Here is a 1,087-nt window from a genome sequence, read left to right as displayed (position 1 = left end):
AGTCGCACATTATGGACCCGAAGCGGAGTGATCTACCCATGGCCAGGGTGAAGCGACGGTAAGACGTCGTGGAGGCCCGAACCCACTTAGGTTGAAAACTGAGGGGATGAGCTGTGGGTAGGGGTGAAAGGCCAATCAAACTCCGTGATAGCTGGTTCTCCCCGAAATGCATTTAGGTGCAGCGTCACGTGTTTCACATCGGAGGTAGAGCTACTGGATGGCCTAGGGGGCCTACAAGCTTACCGAAGTCAGCCAAACTCCGAATGCCGGTGTGTGAGAGCGTGGCAGTGAGACTGCGGGGGATAAGCTTCGTAGTCGAGAGGGAAACAGCCCAGATCGCCGGCTAAGGCCCCTAAGCGTGTACTAAGTGGAAAAGGATGTGGGGTCGCTTAGACAACCAGGAGGTTGGCTTAGAAGCAGCCACCCTTGAAAGAGTGCGTAATAGCTCACTGGTCAAGTGATCCTGCGCCGACAATGTAGCGGGGCTCAAGTACACCGCCGAAGCCGCGGCATTCACACAATAACCCGTCCTGACTGTAGTGGTTGGGGCCAGGTGTGTGGATGGGTAGGGGAGCGTCCTGTGGCCGTGGAAGCAGCAGTGTGAACTAGCTGTGGAGGCCACGGGAGTGAGAATGCAGGCATGAGTAGCGAAAGACGAGTGAGAAACTCGTCCGCCGAATGACCAAGGGTTCCTGGGCCAGGTTAATCCGCCCAGGGTGAGTCGGGACCTAAGGCGAGGCCGACAGGCGTAGTCGATGGACAACGGGTTGATATTCCCGTACCCGTGTATCCGCGCCCAATGCTGAATCAGTTGTGCTAAGTATCCAAATGTTGTCTGACGGAGCCTTCGGGCGAAGCGGATGATGGCTGCATACGACCCTGGCTGTAGTAGGTAAGCGATGGGGTGACGCAGGAAGGTAGCTGGGCCAGGTGATGGAATACCTGGTGTAAGCGTGTAGGGAGTGTGATAGGCAAATCCGTCACACACATATCCTGAGACGTGATGCGTACCCGTTGAGGGGAATTCAGTGATCCTATGCTGCCGAGAAAAGCCTCTAGCGAGCTGGTACATGGCCCGTACCCCAAA

Annotated in this window: 1 rRNA gene; it reads left to right on the top strand. The window is 56.3% G+C overall.

Going from position 1 to position 1,087, the window contains the following annotated elements:
* Positions 1-1,087: ribosomal RNA gene (locus ACFWUP_RS31365) — 23S ribosomal RNA — on the top strand; the annotation flags it as partial.

It is taken from the genome of Nocardia sp. NPDC058658 (assembly GCF_042716665.1).
In the GTDB taxonomy this organism is placed as follows: Bacteria; Actinomycetota; Actinomycetes; order Mycobacteriales; family Mycobacteriaceae; genus Nocardia.
This window is presented reverse-complemented; position numbering and strand designations above follow the sequence as displayed.